This is a genomic window from uncultured Algibacter sp. (assembly GCF_947495925.1).
Classification (GTDB): domain Bacteria; phylum Bacteroidota; class Bacteroidia; order Flavobacteriales; family Flavobacteriaceae; genus Algibacter_E.
On sequence record NZ_CANMAU010000002.1, the window covers coordinates 51,182 to 75,625 of the forward strand.

Consider the following 24,444-nt stretch of genomic DNA (forward strand, 5'->3'; position numbering starts at 1 on the left):
GCGTTGTTGTTTTTCATGCAACCCTTTAAAGTTTGGGTTGTCTATTAGTATTAACAATCAAAAACCGAACACATCAAAATGAAGAAAATTGTATTAGGATTATGCCTATTATTGGGTATTACACTAACCGCCCAAAATACGCATAGCGTCAGGGGCACAGTAAAAGATTTTAAAAATGGAGAAACCCTGCTTGGAGCCACCGTTTATTTAAAAGGTACGACTATTGGAACCATTACAAATGCCTATGGTTTTTATTCGCTAACTGCGGAAGAAGGCACGTATACCTTAGTTGTATCTTATATGGGGTATGAAGAAACAACCCAAGAAGTTGTTTTAAATAAAGATCAGCTTATTGATTTCGAAGTAGAAGAATCAACAGAACAGTTAGAGGAGGTTGTCATAGTTGCAGAGGAGTCTGAGCGGGTTAGTATTAAAAGTCCTGAAACTGGAGTTTCTAAACTTAAGGCAGGGACTATTAAACAAATGCCAGCTGTTCTTGGAGAAGTTGATGTTATTAAATCTATTCAAATGCTTCCGGGGGTTACCAATAATGGAGAAGGTACAGGAGGTTTTAATGTGAGGGGTGGAGCCGTTGATCAGAACTTAGTTTTACTAGATGAAGCTATTATTTATAATACGTCGCATTTTTTCGGATTCTTTTCTGTATTTAATACAGATGCAATAAAGGATGTCAAACTATATAAAGGTGATATTCCTGCCAAATTTGGAGGTAGAGTATCGTCTGTTCTAGATGTGCATCAAAAAGATGGTAATAGTAAACGCTTTGCTGCTACCGGTGGTATTGGTACGATTACAAGCAGATTAGCCCTAGAAGGACCCGTGTTTAGTGATAAAGGTTCTTTTTTAATTGCAGGAAGAACATCTTACGCGCATTTACTTATGAAGGGTATTGAAGACTTGAAAAATGATAAAATTTTCTTTTACGATTTAAACCTTAAAACAAATTATCACTTAAATAAGAACAATAGAGTATTTCTTTCTGGGTATTTTGGAAGAGACATCTTCGATTTAAATAATATTGTTAAAAATCAGTACGGGAATGCCTCTGGAAATTTAAGATGGAATCATGTTTTTAATGACAAACTGTTTTCAAACTTATCGTTAATCTATAGTAAATATGACTATCAAATTGAACTCAAGTTTGCGGAGTTAGATTGGATTGCAGATATTAAAAATTATAACTTAAAGTATGATTTTGGGTATTATCTTAATGACAAAATTCGAATAGATTTTGGTGCCAGCGGGATACTTTATAACTTGAATCCTGGAGAGGTCAAACCAACCTCAAATACCTCCCCAATCAATTATTTAAAATTAGAACAGAAAAGAGCTTTTGAAAGCGGTTTATATGTAAGTGCCGAACATCAGTTAACAAATAAACTCACGGCTCAATATGGATTGCGTTATAGCCGATTTAATAGATTAGGCGGCCAATTTGTAACAGATTATGTAAATAATCAACCGGTAGTTTATAATAATAAGCTTGATATTTATGAAGAGGGTGAAGCTTCTGGAGAGACTTATTACGGTAAAAGTGAAAGTATTGCCTCTTTTAATAATTTTGAACCTCGGCTAGGTCTAGCTTATCAATTAAACGAAACGTCATCTGTTAAGGGAAGCTATACAAAATCTTCGCAATACATGCATTTGCTTTCAAATACAGCAGCAGTTACGCCTGTTGATGTTTGGACACCCAGTGGTAAATATATAAAACCACAATTATCAAATCAGTATGCCTTAGGATACTACAAAAACTTTAAAAACAATATGTTTTCAATGGAGTTAGAAACCTATTATAAAACCATTGATAACCGAATCGATTACGTAGATGGCTCAGATTTAATAGGAACCAATACCATTGAAACTGAAATATTAAATGGAGAGGCTAGAGCTTATGGTGTAGAGCTTTTATTTCGAAAAAATAAAGGAAACTTTACAGGTTGGTTTGCCTATACGCTATCAAAATCTGAACAAAGAACACTTGGAGGAAATGCTGGTGGGCCCGGAATAAATGGAGGGAAATGGTACAATACACCTTATGATAGAACCCACGATATTTCTATTACAGGGTCATATAAATTTAATGATAAGTGGCGATTTAGTTCGAATTTAGTATATCAAACCGGTAGACCTATTACGTACCCAGATGGACAATATCAATATGAAGGCTTATCTATAGGAAGTTATTCCGATAGAAATGAAAGCAGGTTGCCAGCATATCACCGATTAGATGTTTCAGCCATACTTACTCCAAAAAACAAAAAAAATAGACGTTGGAAAGGCGAGTGGGTATTTGGTATTTACAATGTTTATAATAGAAAAAATGCAGCTTCAATTTCATTCAATCAAAATCAAGATACTGGAAATAATGAAGCTACTAGAATTGCCATTTTTGGTGTCATCCCTTCTGTAACCTATAACTTTAAATTTTAAGATTATGAAATTCTATATAAAATCACTTTTATTTTTAGTACTGATAAGCATAACATCGTGTGAAGATGTTATAGAAGTAACTGTTCCTAGTGCAGAACCAAGGTTAGTTATTGAAGCCTCATTAGATTGGCAAAAAGGAACACCGGGAAACAATCAAACCATTACTTTAAGTACCTCAACACCATATTTTGATACCAACAAATTTGTCCCTTTATCTGGAGCTAGCGTAAAAGTAACGAATGTAAACAGTGGAGTTGAATATGTTTTCGCAGATCAAAACAATGGATCTTACAATATTTCAAATTTTGAACCTATAATTAATGATTCGTATACTTTAGAAATTGTTTATAATAATGAAACTTATTATGCAACCGAAACATTGAGATCTGTTTCTCCAATTAAAAAAGTAGAACAAACACTTGAGGGTGGTTTTTATGATGATATTTTAGATGTCTATATTTTTTGGGATGACCCTGTAGATGAAGAGAATTATTATATGATACGGTTTATTGAAGAAGGCGACCTTTTACCAGTATTGGAAGATTTTCCGGATGAGTTTGTAAATGGAAACGAGCTTGACGAGTTTTTTGAAAAAGAAAGAGATGATGACGACCCCGAAGCCGAGTTTAACCCAGGAGATGTGGTAGATATTTCTTTGTACGGTGTTTCTGAAGAGTATTTTAATTACGTAAGGCTATTAATTGAACAGTATTATAGCGGAGGTGATCCGTTTACCACAATTCCAGTAAAGCTAAAAGGTAATTGTATTAACCTAGATAACCCTGATAATTATGCACATGGTTATTTTAGGCTTTCAGAATTTGATACAGTGAATTATACGTTTGTAGAGCAGGAATAGGTTTGCAGTGTACCCAGCTAAATTAACATTTTAGCTGGGTTTTTATTCTGCTTTCTTATGCAATAATCTGGTCAATTTAATGGATAAGTCAGTTAAAATAATTTTAGAGTTTCCATTACGCTCAATATGGTAAATAGCATCTTGCAGCTCATTACTAATATCCATAATGTTATTGCCATGAACAAAAGGCGCAAAATTCTCTAACTTGAATTTATCTGTTTTAGGTTCAAAAAACACTAAATCGGTGGCATTATAATTTAATAAAAGTGCTTGACGGAAAAAATCTAAACAAAAATTGAGAAACTGCTTCTGGGTTTCTCGCCCAGTTTTTGCTATATCTTCACTCCACGAAATGAGATCGTGAATAGCAGCTTTATTGCCTTTTGCCTTAAATGCACTACGAATCCAGAATATAAACCAGGTTTCAAACTGCGTGTCTTCAGAATCATGATACACCATGTCGCAAGCCTTGTTGTAATTCCCGTTTGCCTGATGTGCTATTTTAGTAGCTACCGAAAGTTCTAAATTGTATTGTTTTACTAGGGAGGCTTTAATAACATCTTCGGCTAATGGCGGAAAATGTAATATTTGACATCGCGACCTAATGGTATTTATAATCTGTTCCTCATCTTCAGCAATCAGTAAAAAAATAGTTTTGTTTGGAGGTTCTTCAATTAGCTTTAAAAGCTTATTGGCACAGGCCGTATTCATTTTTTCTGCCATCCAAATGAGCATCACTTTATAACCCCCTTCATACGATTTTAAAGTAAGCGACTTTACAATTTCATGAGCCTCATCAACACCAATTTGTCCTTGTTTATTGTCAACACCAAGTAGTTTGTACCAATCAAAAAGGTTTCCATAAGGCTGCTCATTTAATAACTGCCGCCATTCTTCTAAATAAAAATTGGAAACAGGTTTACTTTTTACCTTACTACTAGTCGTAACAGGGAATGCAAAATGTAAATCGGGATGTGAAAAACTTTTAAACTTAAGGTTACAAGCTTCATTGCCCGTATTGTTTTCTGCTCCAGAATTAGAACATAAAATGTACTGAGCATAAGCCAAAGCCATGGGTAAAGTACCGGAACCTTCATTACCAACAAATAATTGCGCATGTGGTATTCGTCCATTATCAACACTTTGGGTAAGGTGATTTTTTATGTGATTTTGCCCTAAAACTTCCGAAAATAGCATCGAACAAATGTAAATTATTTTTTAGCAAATAGAAAAGCTTAAACGAGTTCATTATTTGGGTGTTTCCCTGCTAAGGTTAAGACGTTTCTTTCCGCTTAGTTGTAACCAGTTTTTATCCTAGTTCGAATGTTGTTATACCGAATATTTTATCAATAGCCATTTTCGGAGAGTCTCCATAGTACATTCTAGCACATTCAAAAGTATATTTAGCTTTATATTTCTTCATGAGGTTAACAGCTCCTTTATTTATAACGGGAATATCCAGATACACTGGCTTTCCTACTGCTGAGTTTAGGCAGGCTTTATATAATTCTTCCGCAACTTCGTAACTATTTGCAAATAGAGGCCCTATTTTATACCCAGAATTAACTTTTCGGAGAACAACATAGCCTGTAAGCTCATCTATTTGTGTGAATTTGAAACCCTTGCTATTGGGAATCGTAATCCAGTTTTTTAAAAACACCTTCCTCTTATAACCTAAACACTTGAAGTCATAATTAGCTATTTTTTCAAAATCTTCTATTTCTATACTAGACACATCTCTGCTTAAGGTGGCTTCTTGACCTATACCTTCAAACCTTTCTTCTCTATAAGCAGTCTTAAATCCTCCTTTTTCATAAAATGCTTGCATTTCGACCACGCCGTCCATACCAATAGTTGCCCCTTTCTTAAGCCTTTTGAGTAAAAGGTCTCTTCTTAAATACCATAGCCTTTTTCCAATTTTGTGACCTCGGAATTCTGGATGAACAATGAACAATCCCATAAATCCGAAAACTTGATTATATGAAATGATGGCACCTCCAGCGATTAATTTGTTTTCATGATAGAATCCATAATATCCGTCTGTGTCGGTTTTCCAAAATACGTCAAAATCGTTTTCCCCCGGATTCCAGCCTTCATTATTTGCCCATTCAATCAAAATTTTTAAGTCTTCTCTGTTAAGTTTTTTTAACTCGAAGTGTTCTAAGTTTATCTCCACAAATTGGTGTTATTTATTTTACTTTCCAATATTTGGTTACAATGTCTCTGATAAAAAGTTGTCTTAAAGCTTTTTATAACGCGTTAAACGAATTTATCATTTTTTTCCGGTAAAGTCAAGTTGGCTTATACTAACAATAAAGCGTTATGTCAAATAGTGTATTTTAACAAGATGTTGTAACAAATTAAAAATAAATCGACCTATTTTTATAAGTTCAATTAAATATAAAACCACGCTATGTCGCAAAAAGCGATTTTATTTATTCCCGATATTTCTGGTTTTACAGAGTTTGTGCAGCATACCGCTATTGCACATAGTAAGCATATTGTTGCTGAGCTTCTGGAGCTTCTTATAGATAGTAACCAAATGGGCTTAGAACTTGCCGAAATTGAAGGGGACGCTTTGTTTTTATATAAGCTGAGCGAAGCGGTTGATATTTCGACTTTAGAAAATCAAATTGAAGCTATGTATGTAGCATTTCATACCCATTTAAAACGTTACGAACTTCAGCGCATTTGCAGTTGTGGTGCCTGCTCTTCTGCATATAATCTTAAGTTGAAATTTGTGGTGCATTATGGAGAAATTGAGTTTATAAGTGTTAAAGATTCTAAAAAACCATATGGTAGCAATGTTATAAAAGTGCATAGACTTCTTAAAAATGAAGTGCCCTTAGATGAGTATACTCTTTTTACTGACGCGGTTTTACCTGTAAATACAGAAAGCGAAAATAGTTTGGTTACTAAGTATGATTTTGGTAATATAAGTTTTCAGTATAACCCCTTGCAACATTTAAAAAGTAAGGTGCCAGAAATAGATCCTATTCCTGAGAATATTCCCAAGTATAAATTGTACGACGAAACAGAAACTATAAAAATGGCTGTAAATGATTTATATGAGGTGATAAGTAACTTTGATTATAGATTACTTTGGACAAAAGGTGTAGATAAAATGGAATATGAAAAAAACAAAGTAAATCGCGCTGGCGAAAAGCATAAGTGTCTGTTTAATAAAAATGATGATGTAATACAGACAACAGTTACCAAAACGGTAAATAAAAACCAGTTAGTTTACGGCGAATCTACCACCAATGTGCCTTTTACTAAATTGTTTAATAATTATTTTGTTTTGGAAGAAACCAAAGACGGTTATACCAAAATGAATATTCAGATTTTTGCAGACTTTAAACCCTTCGGTGTGATTTTTAAACCCCTATTAAAAAGAACTTTAAAACGTGCTATTTCTGAAAACATTAAGGAACTCGTATTACTTATTGATTCTGGTTTTAGCCCTAATTATCCTGATTAGGTTTAGTTTTTTTAAAATCTTTTATACTTCAAACGTTTTCGTAAAAAAAGACATTTTATATAGGCTTTTAATTAGTTACATTTGTGTTTCAATTACTTAAAAGACAAAATATATAATAATGAAAACCCTTAACGATTTTAATTTTGAAAATAAAAAAGCACTTATTCGTGTGGATTTTAACGTGCCTTTAAATGAAAATTTTGAAGTTACCGATGCTACTAGAATTGTATCTGCTAAACCAACAATTACTAAAATTTTAGAGGATGGCGGAAGTTGTATTTTAATGTCGCACCTTGGGCGTCCAAAGGGATTTCAGGATGAGTTTTCATTAAAGCATATTGCTGCTAAAGTTGAAGATGTTTTAGGCGTAAACGTAAAATTTGTTTCAGATTGTATTGGGGCAGATGTTGAGGCTGCTGCTGCAAGTTTAGAGTCTGGAGAAATTTTATTATTAGAAAATTTACGTTTTTATAAAGAAGAGACTGCTGGAGATGTTGGGTTTGCTAAGAAATTATCAAAATTAGGTGATGTTTATGTAAACGATGCTTTCGGAACAGCTCACAGAGCACATGCCTCAACAACTATTGTTGCTCAATTTTTTGAAGGTAAAAAATGCTTCGGTAGTTTATTAGCTCAAGAAATTGATAGTATTAAAAAAGTAATGGAAACAGGAGAAAAACCAGTACTTGCCATTCTTGGAGGTGCAAAGGTTTCTTCGAAAATTACTATTATTGAAAATATTCTTGATAAAGTTGATCACCTAATTATTGGCGGAGGAATGGCTTTTACTTTTGTTAAAGCTCAAGGCGGAAAAATTGGTAATTCTATATGTGAGGACGATAAAATGGAATTAGCCCTTGATATTTTAAAACAAGCGAAAGCAAAGAACGTACAAATTCATATTCCTGTTGATACAGTTGCTGCTGATGATTTTAGCAACGATGCAAATACTCAAATTGTAGAGATTAATGAAATCCCTGATGGTTGGGAGGGTGTTGATGCGGGACCTAAGTCAAGAGCTCAATTTCATGATGTGGTTATGCAATCAAAAACGATTCTTTGGAATGGACCATTAGGTGTTTTTGAAATGGAAAGTTTCGCAAACGGTACCATCGAGCTAGGAAATTCAATTGCTGAAGCAACCAAAAATGGAGCATTCTCATTAGTAGGTGGAGGTGATTCTGTTGCAGCAGTGAAGCAATTTGGTTTTGAAAATAAGGTAAGTTATGTAAGTACTGGAGGAGGAGCTATGCTAGAAAGCTTAGAAGGTAAAACCCTTCCAGGAATCGCTGCTATTTTAGAATAATAAGCTATATTCTTTCAAATTAGCTTAAAAAATACGATTTTCGCCATAATCTCGTTCAATAACCAACTGAATTGATTTTATGGCTTTGCGATTTTTTATAATCATATTACTTGTCAATATAAGTACTTGTTTTTCGCAGGTACAAGACTCTCGTTTAGTGCAGGATAGTAATCTTTCAAAAGACTCTGTTGCTGTTCCCAATGTTCATATTAAGGATTCTTTATTTAATAATCAGGCTTCAAAGAAAATTGATGATCTTCATGCTTCTATCGATAGTCTTTCTGTTAAAAACTTACAAGACCTTGAAATTGCGGCTAATTATGATGAAAAATGGTATGAAGAACTTTATAATAATGTTTCATTCGATACCATATATAAAATAGTTACAGAGTTAGATTTTGAACCTGTTGAATACCCTGAACTTCCTACCGATACGCTAAAATCTCGGTTAAAAGCGTTAGATGCTAAAACCCCTTTTAATGTGGAATATAATCCATCATTGGAAAGAGTTATCAAGTCCTATTTAAAAAACAGAAGAAAGTATTTGCAGAAGTTAATGACTTTAAGTGCCTTTTATTTTCCAATGTTTGAAGCAGAATTAGATAAGCACGATATTCCTCTTGAAATTAAATATCTAGCTATTGTTGAATCGGCACTTAAGCCAAGAGCAAAATCGAGAGTTGGAGCTACAGGATTATGGCAATTCATGTATGGTACCGGTAAAATGTATGGGCTTAATGTAAGTAGTTATGTTGATGAGCGCAGCGACCCCATTATGTCTACAGAAGCAGCCGCTAAATACTTATCAAAGTTATATGAAATTTTTGGAGACTGGGATTTGGCTTTGGCAGCCTATAATTCTGGACCAGGAAATGTTTCTAAAGCCATTAGACGTTCTGGAGGCTATCAAAATTATTGGAATATTCGTCATAATTTACCAAGAGAAACAGCCGGGTATTTACCTGCATTTTTAGCAAATATGTACATATTTGAATATGCTAAAGAACACGATTTTGTAGTGAACTCTAAGCCTGAATTTGCCTATTTTGAAACCGATACGATAAAGGTAAAACAAATGATTACCTTAGATCAAGTGTCAGAAGTTACAGGAACGCCTATTGAAGAACTTCAATTTTTAAACCCGTCCTACAAATTGGATATTATTCCTTTTCTAAAAGAAGAAAATTATGTTTTGCGACTACCAATAAATGTTATCGGGAACTTTGTAAATAATGAAGAAAAAATATATGCTTTCGCAAAAGCAGAGTTCGATAAGCGTGAAAAACCCTTGCCTCAATTTTCTAAGGCAAGCGATAGAGTGAGGTATCGTGTAAGATCTGGAGATTATTTAGGTAAAATCTCGAGAATGTATGGTGTAAGGGTAAGCGATATTAAAAGGTGGAATGGCTTACGAAGTAATAATTTAAAAGTAGGACAACGTCTGACTATATATCCTAGAAAACCCTATGTGACTCCAAAAAAGGTTGTAAATACAAATACAAAACCAACACCAATTTCTGGTGAAGTCATTTCGTATACAGTTAAAAATGGCGATTCTCTTTGGAGTATATCACAAAAATTTCCAGGAGTTTCTGTTCAAAACATTAAAGATTGGAACGGTATTAGTGGTAGTAAATTAAAACCAGGAATGAAGCTTAAGATTTCTAAAGGCTAAATTTCAAAAAACATGTAATTAAAATGAAGCATATTCTTTATTCTGTCTTAACACTGATGCTTTTAATGTCTTGTAATAGCAAGAAAAAAACGAACGAAAAATTTCTTCCAGACGCCTCAGGGGCAATAAACAGTGTGTCTGTTGTAACGGAAAATGAGCTTTGGGATGGCCGTATTGGAGATGCTATAAGAGCAGTACTAGCAAAGCCAATTTATGGTTTACCTCAAGATGAACCTACGTTTACGATAAGTCAGATTCCAACTTCAGTGTTTTCGGGCTTTGTAACAAAAAACAGAACCGTTTTAAAAATTGAAACCAATAAAGAGGCTGGTATTGAAATTTTAGAAGATGTTTATGCCACACCTCAAAAAGTGATTGTAGTTACTGGTAAGAGTAGAGAAGCCATTGTAAAAGTGATTAAAGAAAACGAATCTAAAATTATAGAAACGTTTAGAAATGAGGAGTTGGCTGAAAGACAACGACAAATGGCAAAGTCGCCTCATACGTTTACAATTATTAAGGAAAAATTAGGATTGACTCTTGATTTTGCTTCTGTATACCGCATAGCAAAACAAACCGATGATTTTTTCTGGATAAGAAAAGATATTACTACAGGCACCAATAACTTAATGATTTATGAATTACCATTTGATGCTATAAAAAGAAATGACAGCGTGGTTAATCAAATTATAAAAATAAGAGATTCTATTGGAAAAACTTATATTGAGGGACCTGTTGAGGATTCGTATATGGTTACTGAAAATGCATACGCACCTTTTATTGGTGAAACTATTTTGGATAACAAGCCTACGTTTGAAACTAAAGGTATTTGGGATGTGAAAAATGCATTTATGGGCGGGCCTTTTATTAACTATGCTATTGAAGATAAAATCAATAATCGCTGGGTAGTTATTGAGGGTTTTGCCTTTGCGCCTTCAGTTGAAAAAAGAAATTATATGTTGGAGTTAGAATCGATTATAAAATCGGTTAAAATAAAATAAGACTAATATAGATTGTATAAAAAAGACCAACACATAAATTGTGTTGGTCTTTTTTATTATCAATAAATTAATTACTATTTTTTATTTTCTTCACTAGAGTCTTCTTCCTTGCTAGCATCTTTAAACTCTTTAATACCGCTTCCTAACCCACGCATTAATTCTGGTATCTTTTTACCTCCAAACAATAATAAAACAACCACAACAATTAATGCAATTTGCCAAGGTCCAATAGCCAATGGTAACATGTATAAGCTCATAAATAAAATTTTAAAAGACAAAGTTAATAATTATAGTTTAATAATATCGTTTTATATATAACTTTAGTGTATTGATTATCATTGCTAAAATCACATGATTACTATTAAAAATTAAATCAGGACTTTGTTTTAAACATCCTGCTATTTCATAAATTCTCTTTATTTTTGTTTTAATGGCAAATAAGAAAAAGAAACCTAAAAGATTAAGACGTAAACTGCTTGACAAGTATAGGTTGGTTATACTTAATGAAAACACATTCGAAGAACGTCTTTCTTTTAAATTGACGAGGCTTAATGTTTTTGTTATGGGGTCTTTAATGGCGGTTTTTTTTATTTCATTAACCTATCTTATTATTGCATTTACCCCACTTAGGGAATATATACCAGGGTACTCATCAACAGCATTAAAAAAGAAGGCCACAGAACTTACTTATAAAACGGATTCTTTACAACAAGTTCTTTTAATGAATGACAGGTATTATAAGTCCATAAAAAAAGTATTAACAGGAGATGTAAGTGCTGTTGATTTTAATAAAGATTCTATAATAGAAGCGGTAAAAATTGAAGCAAATGAGGTTGATTTAGCTCCTACAGCTGAAGATTCACTACTACGTCAGAAAGTAGATAAAGAAGACAAGTACAATTTATTCGAGTCTGCTACCTCCGCAACAAATTTTGTGTTGTTTCCTCCTGTAAATGGAGAAATAAGTGAGCCATATAATGCTAAAGAAAAACATTATGCCGTTGATATTGTTGTGGCAAAAAATACGCCTATAAAGGCTACCGCAGATGGTATAGTTATTTTTGCTGAATGGACTGCCAGTACAGGTTATGTTATTATTGTAGAACATAGTTATGGCTTGATTTCAATTTATAAGCATTGTGCTTCATTAACCAAAGAACAAGGAGATTTGGTTAAATCTGGAGAAGTTATTGCAACTGCTGGAAATACTGGTGAATTAACAACAGGACCTCATTTGCACTTTGAATTGTGGAACGATGGATATCCTATAAACCCAACTAATTTTATAGATTTTAAGTAAATGATTTCATTAAAATCTGCTTTAGCAAAACCATTTGCAAGACGAGTGTTTAAAAAGGTTCAAAAATGGGCTAAAAACCCTGTAGAAACTCAAAAACTGGTTTTTCAAGATTTAATAGCTGAAGCTACGAGAACCGCTTTTGGAAAAGATCATGACTTTGTAAGTATTAATAATTACGATGATTTTGTAAAACGTGTTCCCATTAGAGATTACGAAGGGTTAAAGTCTTATGTTGAAAAGGTTGTGGCTGGAGAAGAAGATGTTCTCTGGAAAGGGAAGCCTCTTTATTTTGCAAAAACATCTGGAACAACATCAGGTTCAAAATATATTCCTATTACCAAAGAGAGTATGCCTAGTCATGTAGAGGCGGCAAGAAATGCTATCTTATTATACATTCATGAAACAGGGAAAAGCCAATTTGTAAAAGGTAAAATGATTTTTTTACAAGGGAGCCCAATACTTAATGAACAAAATGGGATTCAGTTAGGTAGACTTTCAGGAATTGTTGCTCATTATGTTCCAAAATATCTTCAAAAAAACAGATTGCCTTCATGGGAAACGAATTGCATTGAAGATTGGGAAACAAAAGTGGATGCTATTGTTGAGGAAACTTTACCTGAAAACATGACCGTAATTTCAGGAATCCCATCTTGGGTTCAGATGTATTTTGAAAAACTTCAGCAGAAAACAGGGAAAAAAGTTGGCGATATTTTTAAGAATTTTAATTTGTTCATTTTTGGAGGTGTTAATTATGAGCCTTATCGCGCTAAATTCGAAAATTTAATAGGGAGAAAAGTTGATAGTATCGAGTTATATCCTGCAAGCGAAGGCTTTTTTGCATATCAAGATAAGCAAAATGAAAAGGGTATGTTGCTCCAACTTAATTCTGGTATTTTTTATGAATTTGTAAAGGCAGACGAGTTTTTCAATGATAACCCCAAACGAATTACTATTAAGGATGTTGAGGTTGGCGTTAATTATGTCATGATAATTTCAACAAACGCGGGGTTGTGGAGTTATAATATTGGAGATACGGTGGAGTTTACTTCAACAAAACCATATCGAGTTATAGTTTCTGGGCGTATAAAGCATTTTATTTCAGCATTTGGAGAGCATGTTATAGGAAAAGAAGTAGAACAGGCCATGCAAGATGCTGTTTTAGCCTCAGACGTTCGCGTTTCAGAATTTACTGTAGCCCCACAAATAAATCCAGATGAGGGGTTACCTTATCACGAATGGTTTGTAGAATTTGAAAATGAACCAAAAGATCTTTCTGCTTTGGAAAAGAAAATAGATGAATCACTGCAGAAGCAAAATACGTATTACTTCGATTTGATTCAAGGTAAGGTTTTACGCCCCTTAAAAGTCACGAAAGTAAAAAAAGATGGATTTCAAGACTATATGAAATCTGTTGGGAAACTTGGTGGTCAAAATAAAATTCCTAGATTGTCTAATGATAGGAAAATAGTAGACGGTCTAGCGTATGTAAATTAACGCAAATAGTACTATCTTTGGCCCATCAAATTAAACTATGGCAAGTAAAAAACATCATGCACGAACGCGGGCTCAGGAGAGCTCAAATGCTATTGAGCGGATGTATATTACTATGCGGCATTTATTCAATCGTGGCTTCTATAAGCCCATGGGTATTTCTGGAGAAACTTTAAGACAAGCGTTACTTCTTTTGCGTCCGGAAATATATGGTTCTATTGGCGAAGAAAAAGCGGAATTGGAAGGATTATTGTATGTGACTGATAGATTACCTCAGGGTATTGAGGAGTGCTCTTTCATTAATTTAACGAGTGATGAGGGTTATTCAAATTCTCATTTCAAACCTATAATTCCTGAAAAAAGGCGTCGTAACTGCTACAGAATTGATGCTGAGCAGATGAATATTGAAGTTACCAGAGGGCGTTCAGAAATTTATGATATTCTAACGCATTTAACTTTTCTTTTTGTTGAGTCTCATAAAATTGGAAATCGTGTTTTAATTGATGAAGAGGGTTCTACCACTAGAGATTGGGTTAAGCTTGAAAAGGTTGTGCTTTCAAAAAAGAAACTATCGCAAGATCAACGAGAAGTTGCAATAACCCATGCTGCTAATATTTTGGGAAGAACTTTTAATGAAATAGGTACTGTTTATAAATCTTTTTCATCACCATCTCAACCAGAAAGGTTTTTACATATTGTTTATTGGTTGGGCAAGTTGGCTATTGAAGAATTGGTCCATAATAACAAAAGAACGATAACATTTAGCCCCGTTTTAAGAGAACGTATTGGGCATCATATACATGGTGAAATATGGGCAGATTCAATAAAGGAGATTCTTTATAATAAAGGTTTAATTAATCGACCTATTCATATAATAAGCGCTAACATGCATAGTGTAATGAATACCCTTTTTGCGGGAAATTCATTGAAATCAAAAACATCGAACAAAGACATTGTTGATGTTTATGAAGCTTTGAGTAAAAAGGAAAATGAGGCTTTGCGTAATAAAGTGACTAAGGATGCGTTGCAAAACGGCATGACATATATTAAAGATGACTCAAGAGCCAATATTGATGTTCAACTTTTTGATACCGCTAAAATGGATGTTTCTAAGATTAATCTTGAGGTTTCAGGAAGTGTTCTAAAAGAAGTAAAGCCAGTTATTTTGGTTATGGATTATGCCTTTGGAGAACAGGCTTATGAAACTATCGATGAGTTGTTGAAACCTTATGTTGTAAAAGGGGAAAAGATTTATTTGAATGTTGAGTCTGTTTCTATCATGGGAAAAGCTGGAATATTAGAAGGAGGAAAAGGAGATATAATGATTCCTTCCGCTCATTTATTTGAGGGTACAGCAGATAACTATCCTTTTAAAAATGAATTAAGAAAAGAGGACCTAGAAGGTAAAGGTGTTGATGTGTTTGAGGGATCTATGATAACGGTTTTGGGAACTTCTCTGCAAAATAAAGATATTTTAAAATTCTTTTATAATTCTACTTGGAAAGTTATAGGCTTAGAGATGGAAGGAGCGCATTATCAAAAAGCAATTCAAGCAGCATCAAAGGTACGTGGAAGCATCAGGAGAGACGTTAAAGTTCGATATGCATATTACGCGAGTGATAATCCCTTAGAAACGGGAGCCACTTTAGCATCTGGGGGATTAGGAACCTCTGGTGTAAGACCAACATATTTAATTACAAAAACGATATTACAACAAATACTTAACTAACAAATATTATGAGTAAAGATTTACCGCAACCTCAACCATCTGAAGAAGTAGATTTGGGACAACTATTTAAACTTATAGGTAATGCTTTTAATCGATTTTTTAAATTTATTGGAAGTATCTTTAGAGGTGTTTTTCAATTGATTATTACTTTTTTGCTTTTTGTTCGAAAGCACTTTTTAAAGCTAGCTGTGGTTACCGTTTTAGGCTTTGCCATTGGGTTTTACGCGGATATAAAAAAAGAGCCTAGGTTTATTTCTTCCATGGTACTAGAGCCAAATTTTAATAGTGTCCAGCAGTTATATAACAATATTAATTTTTATAATGAATTAGCCGAATCTAATGATTCAACGGCATTGGCAGAAGCTTTGGATATTACCATAAGAGAGGCTGCTACTATGAAGGAGTTTGGAGTTGAATCGTATTCCGATGAAAATCAAAAAGTGCAGTTGTTTGATAAATTTGTGCGTAGTCTAGATACAACAACTCAAAAAGCCATTGATATTAAAGCCTATTTGGAGAACTTTAATTCTTTGGATGCCCGTTTCCATACGGTACATGTGGTTGCCACTGACAATGGTATTGCCAAGAAAATTCAACCTTCAATCATCAATTCTATTTCGAGGAATGATTATTTTAATCTTCAGAAAGATATTAGTGATATCAATATCAAACTACAAGACAGTCTTTATAAAAAGCAAATAGACGAAATAGATTCGTTACAGGTGTTTTATAAAAAGTTGATGCTTAAAGAAGCTGATAAACCGGAAGGAGCTACTAGTATTAATCTCGCGGAAAGTTCAGGTAGTGATAATAAAGAACTTTCATTAATTAATAAGATGGAAGAATTAAAAATAAGTTTAGTTGAACTTAACGAAGAGCGTGCTAATAAATCCAGTATTTTGAATGTTATTTCTGACTTCCCTAGAAAAGGAGTTGAAATAAAAGGTTTAATTAATAGTTATAAGTTTAGAATACCTTTTTTACTATTATCTTTAACATTTTTGATTTTTGGACTACTATCCTTAAATAGTTATTTGAAAAACTATAAAAGCGAGTAAAATTATGACTGTCTTAATCACAGGAGGGGCAGGTTTTATTGGCTCGCATGTAATCCGGTTGTTTGTTGAAAAATATTTGGATTATGAAATTATTAATTTGGATAATTTGACTTATGCAGGCAATTTAGAAAACCTTAGAGACATAGAAGCAAGACCTAATTATACTTTTATAAAAGGCGATGTAAATGATGCGTTGTTTATTGATAAACTTTTCCAAAGATATAAGTTTGATGGTGTAATTCATTTGGCAGCAGAATCACATGTAGACCGATCTATTAAAGATCCTTTAGCTTTTGTTAAAACCAATGTAATAGGCACGATAAATCTTTTAAATGCCTGTAAGAATTCTTGGAATGACGATTTTGAAAATAAACGTTTTTATCATATAAGTACAGATGAGGTTTATGGAACATTAGGTCAAACAGGTTTGTTTTCAGAAACGACACCTTATGACCCTAACTCACCATATTCTGCTTCTAAAGCAAGTTCAGATCATTTTGTAAGAGCCTATGGTGAAACTTATAACTTACCATATGTTATTACGAATTGTTCTAATAACTATGGAGAAAATCAGTTTCCTGAAAAGTTAATTCCTTTGTTTATAAATAATATCATTCATAATAAACCTTTACCTGTTTATGGAGATGGAAATTATACAAGAGATTGGTTATATGTTCAAGATCATGCTGTAGCCATAGATTTGGTTTATCATAAAGGTGTTAATGCGGAAACTTACAATATAGGAGGTTTTAATGAATGGAAGAATATAGACTTGGTAAAATTATTATGTAAACAAATGGATACTAAGCTTTTTAGAAAGGAAGGAAGTTCGGAAGATTTAATAACATATGTAAAAGACCGTCCTGGACATGATTTAAGATATGCTATAGATGCTTCTAAAATTAAGGATAAACTAGGCTGGGAACCGTCGGTTACTTTTGAGGAAGGTTTGGAAAAAACAATTGAATGGTATTTAGATAATAAAGTTTGGTTGAACAATGTTACAAGTGGGCAATATCAATCTTATTATGAAAATCACTATAACAATTAAATAAAGAACAATGAAGGGAATTATCTTGGCGGGCGGATCTGGAACACGATTGCACCCCTTAACATTATCGGTAAGTAAACAGCTCATGCCTATTTACGATAAACCCATGATATATTACCCATTGTCTACTTTAATGTATGCTGGAATTAAGGAGGTCTTAATTATCTCAACCCCAAAAGATTTACCACTTTTCAAAGACCTACTAGGGGATGGTAAAAAGTACGGATGTTCATTTGAATATGCTATTCAAGAATCTCCTAATGGTTTGGCAGAAGCTTTTATCATTGGAGAAGAATTTATAGGAAATAATAAGGTGGCGCTAATTTTAGGAGATAACATTTTTTATGGTACGGGATTAGCAAAATTATTACAAGCTAATAATAATCCAGATGGTGGTGTTATTTATGCTTATAGAGTTCACGACCCTGAACGCTATGGTGTTGTAGAATTTGACAGCAAGAATAAAGCTATTTCAATTGAAGAAAAACCAAATCAACCGAAATCTAATTATGCGGTTCCAGGCATATATTTTTATGATAATTCTGTAGTTGAAATTGCAAAAAATATAAAACCTAGTCCTAGGGGAGAGTTGGAAATAACTGATGTTAATAAGGATTATTTGTCTCAAGGAAAACTTAATGTAAGTATTTTAGATAGAGGTACGGCTTGGTTAGATACAGGAACGTTTCAATCATTAATGCAGGCTTCACAATTTGTTGAAGTTATTGAGGAAAGGCAAGGTCTGAAAATTGGGGCTATTGAAGCTGCTGCTTTTGAAATGGGGTACATCAATGAAGCTCAATTTAAGGCACTTGCAGAACCGTTACTTAAAAGCGGGTATGGTAAAAACTTGTTAGGTTTACTGAAAAAGAAATAATGATAGTAAAAGAAACTAAATTAGAAGGGTGCTATATATTAGAACCTAGAGTTTTTGATGATAAAAGAGGCTATTTTTTAGAAACTTATAATCAGAAAATATTTAATCAATTAACTGGGAATAATATCAATTTTGTTCAAGATAATGAGTCTTATTCTTCTAAAGGAGTTTTAAGAGGGTTACATTTTCAAAAAGGCGAATACGCACAAGCAAAACTAGTTAGAGTTATTAAAGGGTGTGTTTTGGATGTTGCTGTTGATCTCAGAAAAGGTTCTACAACTTTTGGACAACACGTGGCCATAGAGTTATCTGGAGAAAATAAAAAACAATTTTTTGTGCCTAGAGGATTTGCTCATGGTTTCGTCGTTTTAAGTGAGACAGCGTTGTTTTCATATAAATGTGACAATTTTTATAATAAAGAATCTGAATCTGGTATTTTATATAATGATGAAACTTTAAATATTGATTGGAGAATTTCTTCAGGTGATATAATAATAACGGATAAGGATCAAAAATTACTGACCCTAAAAAAATTTATTGATGAATACTAAAGTCTTAGTTACGGGAGCTGGTGGACAACTAGGAAAAACCATAGAAGAGTTGTATAAAGATAATAATCAAGGCTTAGATTTTGTTTTTGTTACTAAGAAAGACTTAGATATTTCAAATAATGATGTATTAAAGGATTTTTTTAAAACTAATAAATTTAATTATTGCATTAATTGCGCCGCATATACTAATGTCGAACAGGCAGAGAAAACACCTGAAATTGCCTATCAAATTAACGGAAAATCTGTAAAATATTTAGCAGAAGCTTGCAAGGAAAACGATACTATTCTTGTGCATATTTCAACAGACTATGTTTTTGATGGTGAAAAGAGAGAGCCCTATACGACTGATGATGTAACAAATCCAATAAATATTTACGGCAAATCTAAGTTACAAGGGGAAAAGTACATACAAGACATTTCAACAGATTACTTCATAGTTAGAACGTCTTGGTTATATAGTAAAAACTATGGACATAATTTTTATAAGACTATAGTATCTAAATCAAAGACAGAAAAAGAATTATCTATAACAACTGATCAAATTGGTTGCCCAACAGATACGATTAATTTATCTAAATTTGTTGTTGATTTGATCCTTCAAAAAAATGAAAGGTTTGGTGTATATCATTTTTGTGACAAAGAAGTTTTGACTTGGTTCGATTTTGCTAAGCGGATTTTAGAGGAAACCAATTTAATTAATAAAACTAAACTTGTTAGAGCTAGCAATTATGTTACTTTTGCCAGAAGACCAAGATATACGGTTTTAAAAGGAAGTTGAAAGTCAAGATATTTTGGACGTTGTGAGTATGGTAATTTTTTCAATAATTAAGAGTAATAGGAGAGATGTTTCAAAGAAAAACTCCAAATAAACACGACTATGAAATATGTAGAGATTAAGGGTATTGGGTTTCCTAACAAAGGAGCCGAGTTGTTACTTTGTGCTACTTTGGAGCAAATCAAGCCTTACGATATGACTGTATGTATGGAGCCCTACAGTCCATTTAGTTACAAAATAAATTACCCAATAGCTACTAAAACAAGTATATATAAGTGGGGTCTTAATTTGTTATTTCCTTTGAATTTTCTTCCTTCTTATATTACCAATAGGTTAGGTTTTGTAAAACCTAGTCAAGTGGATTTAATATTGGACGCTTCTGGTTTCGCATATGGAGATGATTGGTCTATTTCTCTTGCCAAATCTAGAATCTTATCCGAAAACACTTCTGCAAAAATTGTTTTGCTGCCTCAGTCACTAGGCCCTTTTACTCAAAAGAATTCAATTAAAGTTGCTAGAAAGTTAGCAAAAAAGGCAAATTCTATTTATTCAAGAGAATTTAGTGGTCGAGAATATTTTGAGGAAGCAACGGGGCAAAAAGTAAAGTACTGCCCAGATATCACTTTTAATTTAAAGGTTGATAAATTTAATGAAAAGAATCAGGGGGTTTTAATTATTCCTAATTTTCAGGTTCAGAAGAGGGAAGGGAAATCGTATATTGAAAATTTAACTTCGATTATAAAATATATTCTAAAATCGGAAAAAAGTGAAGTAAAACTTCTGAATCATGAAGGGGTAAAGGATCAGATAATTTGTGAAGAAATTAGAGATAAAATTTTTGTTGATGTAAAAACGAGACTTGAGATATTAAATCCGGTAAATGGTATTGAAGCTAAGAGAGAAATTGCAAGTTCTGAATTAGTTATAACTTCGAGGTATCATGGATTGATAAGTGCTTTGAGTCAACAAATTCCCGTAGCCTGTTATGGCTGGTCTTTTAAGTACAATGATGCTATATCTCGGTTTAATTTACCTAAATTTAATCTATCAAAAGTAAATGAAAAAGAACTTGATAAAATTTTGAGCAATGAATATGCATCATTATTTTTTTCCGAAGAATACAAAGAAGAATTAGATTTAGTTCAATCAGAAGTAATGCAAATGTGGGCGAATGTCTTTGAGTAGAATAACTCCTATTTTTTTGAATATAACAGCTTTGTCAAGGTTGATTTATAATTTAACCTTGATTTCTTTTGTGTTTCTAGTCGGCTTTATGTTGGAAGAAGAGCAAGTAAACAGGATATTTACGACTTTGGCCATCATTCAAATGACAGCATCTTTTATGTCCTTTGGCTTTGGCGCTAATATTATAAAACCGTTACTAGATACCCCGAATAAACAAAGAAACTCAGTTGTTTTACATATTATATTGTTGAAAATTGGATTTGTTCTTTTCGCAACAATATTAATTGAGCAGTTTAATCTGCTTAATCAAATATCACCACTTGTGGTTTTTTTAACACTTTTAGGTAGTGTTTGGAGTTTTGCAGATATATACGTTGAGCTAATGTCTCTAAAACGATATAAGCAATATTTTGTTTTAAAGGCCATATTATCTGTTTTTTCATTAGCACTTAAGTTTACATTAATCAAAATAAATGTAGAATTACTTTATTATTTTTTAACAATTGAAGGGTTATTTCCTCTAGCTTTTTTCCTGCTTACACATGTAAATAAAGACTCCACAAGAGAAGGAGTTAAAATAGTTTATTTTAAACAAGTTTATAAGCTGATTCGGCATGGTATTTTTATCTGGAGTTCTTCTTTTTTGCAGATTGGAGGGTCTCGTTTGTTATATTTGATAATCAATGTGTTAGTGCCATATAGGTTTTCAGCGTTTTATTACATTTTTCTTAGACTGGTGGAAGGTCTTATGTTCATTCCAAATAATATATGTGCCAGTTTTTTTAAAAAAATCATAAATAAACAATATGATATATTAGTCCAGGAAGAACTAAGGTATAAAATGCTAACTAATTGTCTTTTGTCTTCAATTATAGCTTCTCCAGCTTTATTTGTTGTTCTTTATTTATATTCGAAATTTAAAGACATTACTATTGAAAATTATTTTCTTTTATTGCCAATTATTATTGGCGTTACAGTATTAAGTTTTGTGAGGATTTGGATTAGTAGAGAAATCGTTTTAAACGAAAACCTTATAGCATCTCCCATTAGTTATACTTTTGGATTCTTATTTACCATGATATGTGTTTATTTTTTAGCTAATCATGGAATGTGGATCGTTATAAGTCTTTTAGTTTATTACTTAGTATGTTCTATTGTTCCATTTACAATTTATTCTTCAAGGATGAAATCAACTTATAAGCTGTTAAAAAAACTATGTCATGTTTAAAAAAAGGATAAAAAATATATTAAGAAGGATAAGAAATATTTCTGTTAAAATATCAAGTAAAAATCGATTTTTAGGAAGATTATTTTTTCTAGTAACAGGCGATTTCGATAGAGAATTTGAGTTTACACTAAAAGGACGGTATGACGCGTTGACTCATAAATATTCATACAGTAATTCAAACGCAAACATTAGAAGAGGTATCCATCGAATAGAAAAAGGATTATTTCATGCAGAACCCAGAAAGAAATTTGGTAAAGATGTTTTTGCTGAGTTAATGAATGAAATGAGCAAGTATGATATACGCAACATGGAGTGTAATGAATTACATTGGCTAATAGCTACATTAAAGGCATACACCCCTTTCTCATATACTCCTGAAGAGGTTAAATCCATTATTGACATAGCTAAAATTGAATTATCCCATAAGACAATAAAAAATAAACTTGAGAGCAATGAATCTCAGGAATTTCTAAATTTCAAGAATACTTTAAATAAAAGAAAAAGTGTTCGGTTTTTTAAATCGGAAAAAGCAAACGTTGAAAAAATAGTTCAATGTGTTGAAATAGCTAAGAGTGCTCCAACAGCATGTAATAGACAGCCATATCATATAGAACTTTTAACAAATATAAAGGATATTAGGAAGATTGGAGATATGGCCCCAGGCACTGCAGGATGGATTGAGGGCGTCACAACATTGGGAGTAGTTGTTGGTCATGCAAATAGTTTTAGGTTTACTAGAGATCGTCATTTAATATATTTCGACTCGGGCTTATTTGTTTCAAATTTTGTTAATTCTCTCGTTACTGTTGGTCTGGGTTCTTGTATTTGTAATTGGGTACCTAATTGGAAAGAAGATAGAGAAGCAATTAAATATTTGGGGTATGATTTGTCAAAAACTGTAGTTTGTTTAATAGCTATCGGAACTCCTATTGGAATTAAATCTCCTGTCTCCGTTAAAAAGACAAATGCTAACATTTTAAGATTGCGTGATGAATATTAGTGTAATAATTCCTTTTTACAATGACTATGAGACAATCGGGGAAACATTAGAATCTTTAGCTCAGCAGTCTCATTCCGTTTATGAAGTAATTATTGTGGACGATTTTTCAAATAATGAAAAAGAAGTAGAAAATGCCATATCTGATTATAAGTCAATTTTGCCTCTGAGGCTTTTAAGAAATAACCAAAACAAGAATGGTGCTTATTCGAGAAATAGAGGCATAATGAACTCAAGAGGTGATATCATTGCCTTTTTAGATGCAGATGACACTTGGATGCCCAATAAGACACAAAGAATGATTCAATTTGTAAATAAGTATGGATTAGAAAGACTCTTTTTTTCTAAAGTAAATATTGATGTTAATGGGCTCTCAAATTTTTCAAGACCTAAGGGTTTTAATTCTAAAGTTCATATTTCAGAATATTTATTTCTTGAAGACGGTTTTATTCAAACTAGTAGTATTTTTTGTGGTTCAAATATAGCAAAGGAGGTATTATTTCAAGAGCATTTTAAAAGACATCAAGACTACGATTTTGTATTAAGAGCATATCATAAAGGGGTTAAATTTCAATTTATTCCAGAAGAATTAGTAACCTATAAAAGCGCATTAAAGGTAAATCTTTCAAAAGGAGAATCATATGAATATTCAAGGTCGTGGGCCAATGAAATGAAAGTTTACTTTAGTGATAGTGGGTTTAGTGGCTTTCAAATATTTAATCTTACTTCCAGACTTTTAGCTGAAAAGCGCTACGGAAAAGCTGTTATTAATCTTTTTCATGGTTTAGTTAATTTGAGGATAAATGATTATTCGAGAATATACCCTAAGTTAAAACGTACTATAAAGGGAGTATTGAAATAAATAATGATGATTAATAAAGAAAATAGGATTAATTTTAAGTAGGTTTATTATTAAGAGTAATTCTCCTTTTTTCTTAGTATTGGTAAGCAATATTAAAATTTTAGTTAATAAAAGCTATGTTAAGTCGTAAGTTTATTTCATTACTTTATATAATTTCCATTTGGGCTCTTTTTAAGCATCATAATGCCAGTTCCACTTTTTTTAATAATATTTTTGAGTGTTTTCTCATTTTTTTGGTTTTTTTGAATATTGCGAACATTCACAAAAAAGTTTTTTTTCTTTTTAGTGTTTCAGTATTGTATTTTGTTTCAAGTTTATTATTCGTTTATTTTGTTGCCGATCGGAACATTTTAGATTTTTTGCTAATTTATAAATTCTTTATTTATGCTATTCTACTATCATTTCTTTTTAAGAAACAAATCCTATCAGAGAATGACTTTTTTTCTTTTTATAAATTTTTACTTACTGTTTTTGGAATAAAGTATATCTTAATTAGTTTATTTCAAAGCTTAAGACCAACATTGTTTTTTGAAAACAATTTTGAGTTAATGATGCTTTCTTTAA

At 32.4% G+C, this 24,444-nt stretch carries 21 protein-coding genes; 18 read left to right on the forward strand and 3 right to left on the reverse strand.

Annotated elements, in window-relative coordinates:
* The first annotated feature begins 78 nt into the window (after window positions 1-78).
* Complete coding sequence (locus Q0857_RS03535) at window positions 79-2,454, forward strand: TonB-dependent receptor (protein ID WP_298532269.1); 2,376 nt, start codon at window positions 79-81, stop codon at window positions 2,452-2,454.
* Window positions 2,455-2,458: 4 nt separating this feature from the next.
* A complete protein-coding gene (locus Q0857_RS03540; RefSeq protein WP_298532271.1) occupies window positions 2,459-3,313 on the forward strand; it encodes a DUF4249 domain-containing protein in 855 nt (284 codons plus the stop codon).
* A 42-nt stretch (window positions 3,314-3,355) separates the two neighbouring features.
* Here Q0857_RS03540 and Q0857_RS03545 read toward each other — a convergent pair whose 3' ends face one another.
* Together Q0857_RS03545 and Q0857_RS03550 are read right to left on the reverse strand one after the other, a co-directional pair.
* Window positions 3,356-4,510: a DNA polymerase III subunit delta' gene (locus tag Q0857_RS03545; protein ID WP_298532273.1), complete on the reverse strand. Its 1,155-nt coding sequence runs from the start codon at window positions 4,508-4,510 to the stop codon at window positions 3,356-3,358.
* Window positions 4,511-4,622: 112 nt separating this feature from the next.
* Window positions 4,623-5,489: a GNAT family N-acetyltransferase gene (locus Q0857_RS03550; protein WP_298532275.1), complete on the reverse strand. Its 867-nt coding sequence runs from the start codon at window positions 5,487-5,489 to the stop codon at window positions 4,623-4,625.
* A 237-nt stretch (window positions 5,490-5,726) separates the two neighbouring features.
* On the opposite strand from Q0857_RS03550, the gene Q0857_RS03555 reads away from it, so the two are divergent.
* The 4 genes from Q0857_RS03555 to Q0857_RS03570 all read left to right on the forward strand — a co-directional run bounded on the left by Q0857_RS03555 (window position 5,727) and on the right by Q0857_RS03570 (window position 10,776).
* Entirely contained in the window at window positions 5,727-6,794 is a 1,068-nt protein-coding gene (locus tag Q0857_RS03555; RefSeq protein ID WP_298532277.1) for a DUF2652 domain-containing protein, read from the forward strand.
* 118 nt (window positions 6,795-6,912) lie between these two features.
* Entirely contained in the window at window positions 6,913-8,100 is a 1,188-nt protein-coding gene (pgk, locus tag Q0857_RS03560; RefSeq protein ID WP_298532279.1) for a phosphoglycerate kinase, read from the forward strand.
* Window positions 8,101-8,179: 79 nt separating this feature from the next.
* Complete coding sequence (locus tag Q0857_RS03565) at window positions 8,180-9,775, forward strand: lytic transglycosylase domain-containing protein (protein ID WP_298532281.1); 1,596 nt, start codon at window positions 8,180-8,182, stop codon at window positions 9,773-9,775.
* A gap of 23 nt (window positions 9,776-9,798) precedes the next feature.
* Window positions 9,799-10,776, forward strand: a complete 978-nt coding sequence (locus Q0857_RS03570) for a DUF4837 family protein (protein WP_298532282.1) — start codon at window positions 9,799-9,801, stop codon at window positions 10,774-10,776.
* Window positions 10,777-10,850: 74 nt separating this feature from the next.
* On the opposite strand, the gene tatA is transcribed toward Q0857_RS03570, so the two are convergent.
* Window positions 10,851-11,033: a twin-arginine translocase TatA/TatE family subunit gene (gene tatA / locus Q0857_RS03575; protein WP_298532284.1), complete on the reverse strand. Its 183-nt coding sequence runs from the start codon at window positions 11,031-11,033 to the stop codon at window positions 10,851-10,853.
* A gap of 173 nt (window positions 11,034-11,206) precedes the next feature.
* Between tatA and Q0857_RS03580 the strand changes: the two genes are divergently transcribed.
* From Q0857_RS03580 to Q0857_RS03635, 12 genes are all read left to right on the forward strand, one after another.
* The gene (locus Q0857_RS03580; RefSeq protein ID WP_298532286.1) at window positions 11,207-12,076 is read left to right on the forward strand and encodes a M23 family metallopeptidase; all 870 of its coding nucleotides are present in this window, start codon (window positions 11,207-11,209) and stop codon (window positions 12,074-12,076) included.
* Window positions 12,077-13,570 (forward strand): GH3 auxin-responsive promoter family protein, encoded by a 1,494-nt coding sequence (locus Q0857_RS03585; protein WP_298532288.1) that lies wholly within the window; start codon window positions 12,077-12,079, stop codon window positions 13,568-13,570. It begins immediately after the preceding gene.
* 37 nt (window positions 13,571-13,607) lie between these two features.
* Window positions 13,608-15,296, forward strand: a complete 1,689-nt coding sequence (locus tag Q0857_RS03590; protein WP_298532290.1) for a hypothetical protein — start codon at window positions 13,608-13,610, stop codon at window positions 15,294-15,296.
* 8 nt (window positions 15,297-15,304) lie between these two features.
* Entirely contained in the window at window positions 15,305-16,354 is a 1,050-nt protein-coding gene (locus Q0857_RS03595; protein WP_298532292.1) for a hypothetical protein, read from the forward strand.
* Window position 16,355: 1 nt separating this feature from the next.
* Entirely contained in the window at window positions 16,356-17,405 is a 1,050-nt protein-coding gene (rfbB, locus tag Q0857_RS03600) for a dTDP-glucose 4,6-dehydratase (RefSeq protein WP_298533110.1), read from the forward strand.
* Between the two features lie 10 nt (window positions 17,406-17,415).
* On the forward strand, window positions 17,416-18,282 hold the full coding sequence (rfbA, locus tag Q0857_RS03605; RefSeq protein ID WP_298532294.1) for a glucose-1-phosphate thymidylyltransferase RfbA: 867 nt from the start codon (window positions 17,416-17,418) through the stop codon (window positions 18,280-18,282).
* Window positions 18,282-18,833, forward strand: coding sequence for a dTDP-4-dehydrorhamnose 3,5-epimerase (gene rfbC, locus Q0857_RS03610; protein ID WP_298532296.1), 552 nt, complete (start codon window positions 18,282-18,284; stop codon window positions 18,831-18,833). The genes rfbA and rfbC overlap by 1 nt, the downstream gene beginning before the upstream one ends.
* The gene (gene rfbD / locus Q0857_RS03615; RefSeq protein WP_298532297.1) at window positions 18,823-19,611 is read left to right on the forward strand and encodes a dTDP-4-dehydrorhamnose reductase; all 789 of its coding nucleotides are present in this window, start codon (window positions 18,823-18,825) and stop codon (window positions 19,609-19,611) included. The genes rfbC and rfbD overlap by 11 nt, the downstream gene beginning before the upstream one ends.
* Window positions 19,612-19,710: 99 nt before the next feature.
* Window positions 19,711-20,793 (forward strand): polysaccharide pyruvyl transferase family protein, encoded by a 1,083-nt coding sequence (locus tag Q0857_RS03620; RefSeq protein WP_298532299.1) that lies wholly within the window; start codon window positions 19,711-19,713, stop codon window positions 20,791-20,793.
* The gene (locus Q0857_RS03625) at window positions 20,780-22,021 is read left to right on the forward strand and encodes a hypothetical protein (protein ID WP_298532300.1); all 1,242 of its coding nucleotides are present in this window, start codon (window positions 20,780-20,782) and stop codon (window positions 22,019-22,021) included. Before Q0857_RS03620 ends, Q0857_RS03625 begins: the two co-directional genes overlap by 14 nt.
* Window positions 22,014-23,021, forward strand: a complete 1,008-nt coding sequence (locus Q0857_RS03630; RefSeq protein ID WP_298532302.1) for a nitroreductase family protein — start codon at window positions 22,014-22,016, stop codon at window positions 23,019-23,021. Before Q0857_RS03625 ends, Q0857_RS03630 begins: the two co-directional genes overlap by 8 nt.
* On the forward strand, window positions 23,011-23,880 hold the full coding sequence (locus tag Q0857_RS03635) for a glycosyltransferase family 2 protein (RefSeq protein ID WP_298532303.1): 870 nt from the start codon (window positions 23,011-23,013) through the stop codon (window positions 23,878-23,880). Before Q0857_RS03630 ends, Q0857_RS03635 begins: the two co-directional genes overlap by 11 nt.
* Window positions 23,881-24,444 lie beyond the last annotated feature (564 nt).